This window comes from Aeromonas sp. PrichA-15 (genome assembly GCF_017939245.1).
GTDB classification, from domain to species: Bacteria; Pseudomonadota; Gammaproteobacteria; order Enterobacterales; family Aeromonadaceae; genus Aeromonas; species Aeromonas caviae.
Map to the genome: position 1 here is coordinate 1 of NZ_JAGKRH010000154.1, position 1,932 is coordinate 1,932.

Sequence of the window (1,932 nt, forward strand, 5' to 3'; positions counted from 1 at the left end):
TATAACCTGGCCAGAAGGAGGCAATATCAATATGATGCACGGCGACAGCAGGGTGATGGTGGTGGTGTGTTTGGAGACAGCCAGTTTACCAGCACCCTGTCTGTCAACTTCCACTTCCCCAAGATCCCGCGAAGAACCTAAAAAAAGGCCCTGATGAATCAGGGCCTGCCGCAGGGGATCAGAACGGAATATCGTCGTCGAAATCCATCGGCGGTTCGTTGTAGACCGGCGGGGCGGATTGCGGCTGCTGTGCCGGACGACCGTAACCGCCTTGCGGTTGCATGTTCTGCTGCGGGGCAGCAGGACGTTGCATGTTCTGTTGCGGTGCAGCCTGTTGCGGCTGGCCCCAGTTGCCCTGGGATGACTGGCCGCCCATGCCCTGGCCACCGCCCTGCGGACGGCCACCCAGCATCTGCATCACACCGGTGAAGCTGTCGACCAGCACCTCGGTGGTGTAGCGCTCCTGGCCGCTCTGATCCTGCCATTTACGGGTCTGGAGCTTGCCTTCCACATAGACCTGGGAGCCCTTCTTCAGGTACTCGCCGGCCACTTCGGCCAGCTTGCCCATGAAGACGACACGGTGCCATTCGGTGCGCTCTTTCTGCTCACCGGTCTGCTTGTCGCGCCAGGTATCGGAGGTGGCCAGGGTGATGTTAGTCACGGCACCGCCGCTCGGCATGTAGCGCACTTCCGGGTCTTGCCCCAGGTTACCGATCAGAATGACTTTGTTGATGCCTCGACTGGCCATAATCTCTCTTCCACCCTTATGTATACCGGCCAGGCCAGATGCCTGGGCCCATTCAATAATGCGTTTGTTTGCAACGAGATGCGCGCCCTGGACGGGTGTCATCTCTCTTCAGTGTCCTGGCTGCGCCGGAGCTTGCCGGCAGAGGCGTCATGGATCGGCCGCAGCGTTTGGCCGCCATAGTACCAGTTGACGGGCATGAGCGCACATCTTCCCTGCCACTGTGGCGTCAATGGATCGCCACAGCCTGAGTAACTTACCCGAGGTAAGGTGCCACCAGCAAGGGGAGGCGGCTGGGGCAGGCTGCGTGAAGAGGGCGGAGCTGTTATGGTGCGCACCGGCACTACTTGACCCCCCAAATGGGGGGGGCGTGCTAGCCAATTGTATTGGCTGGAAAATTGCTGGGCTTCAAAGGAGCCACCGATGCGTCTAATACTTTTTTAATGCTGCAGCCAGGAGGGGGATTGGTACTCTTCCTTGCCAAAAAGCCTCGACTCGAATGTGCAAGGAAGTTCTCTTGATGACGCCCGACTCCCTCCTGGTGCTGATCACCGAAAATAACGCACAAGCCTCCCGTTTCCAGCGTCACCTCAGTGAAGAGCTTGGTCTGCCCATCTTGCTGGTGGGGGAGCTGAATGACCTGCCAGACGTTGCAGAGGGCGCCCCCAAAACCTTGCTGCTGATCGATCTGGACTACCTCAAGTCGACCCAGCAGGAGCTGTGGAGCAATGCCATCTGCCAGCGCTTTGGCGAGGCCAGTGCCGTGTTGCTCAATGCCCCGACCAGCACCAACAAAGAGCTGCTGCTGATGTGGCCCCATACCAGCGCAATGCTGTTCACTTAAGCGGAGCCGCATTGCGATTTACCGGAAAACGGGTCTTTGATATCTTCACCGCCCTGGGTCTCGATGGCCTGGGGCGTTTTTCTATGAACATGACGCCTATGCAGCCCCGCAACTCCGCCAACCTCCGTGGCGTATGGGCTGGCGATAACGCGCCCGCCATCACTGCCATCTGGTTCGCGATGAACTGACAGGCAAACTTAAGGTTCATCGCGGCTTTCCGGGGAAGGCCGCCTTGATTTTCAGAAAAAAGTATTCTGAGTCCCTAAATCCATATGCCATGCGCTTTATCACTTTGATCTTGTTGTTCACCCCTTCCAGCACACTCGTGTGCATCGGGTAGTTT

3 protein-coding genes and 1 pseudogene are annotated in these 1,932 nt (G+C 58.1%); 1 reads left to right on the forward strand and 3 read right to left on the reverse strand.

Translation table 11 applies throughout. The annotated features are described in order from the left end of the window. Nucleotides 1-178 precede the first annotated feature (178 nt). Nucleotides 179-748 carry a single-stranded DNA-binding protein gene (locus J9889_RS17080; protein WP_010674212.1) on the reverse strand — a complete coding sequence of 190 codons (570 nt, stop codon included), beginning with the start codon at nt 746-748 and terminating at the stop codon, nt 179-181. A gap of 517 nt (nt 749-1,265) precedes the next feature. On the opposite strand from J9889_RS17080, the gene J9889_RS17085 reads away from it, so the two are divergent. After that, a complete protein-coding gene (locus tag J9889_RS17085; protein ID WP_246878114.1) occupies nt 1,266-1,589 on the forward strand; it encodes a hypothetical protein in 324 nt (107 codons plus the stop codon). On the opposite strand, the pseudogene J9889_RS17090 reads toward J9889_RS17085, so the two are convergent. Both J9889_RS17090 and J9889_RS17095 read right to left on the reverse strand, forming a co-directional pair. After that, nucleotides 1,582-1,797, reverse strand: a pseudogene (locus J9889_RS17090) (IS4 family transposase); the annotation flags it as partial. The gene J9889_RS17085 and the pseudogene J9889_RS17090 overlap by 8 nt on opposite strands. Continuing rightward, a partial coding sequence (locus tag J9889_RS17095) for a transposase (protein WP_210537942.1) occupies nt 1,794-1,932 on the reverse strand: 139 nt, incomplete at its 5' end. The gene J9889_RS17095 and the pseudogene J9889_RS17090, both read right to left, overlap by 4 nt.

Coding starts and splice junctions, on each gene's coding strand:
- J9889_RS17085 (WP_246878114.1), top strand. CDS start 1,266: ATGACGCCCGACTCCCTCCTGGTGCTGATCACCGAAAATAACGCACAA.
- J9889_RS17080 (WP_010674212.1), bottom strand. CDS start 748: ATGGCCAGTCGAGGCATCAACAAAGTCATTCTGATCGGTAACCTGGGG.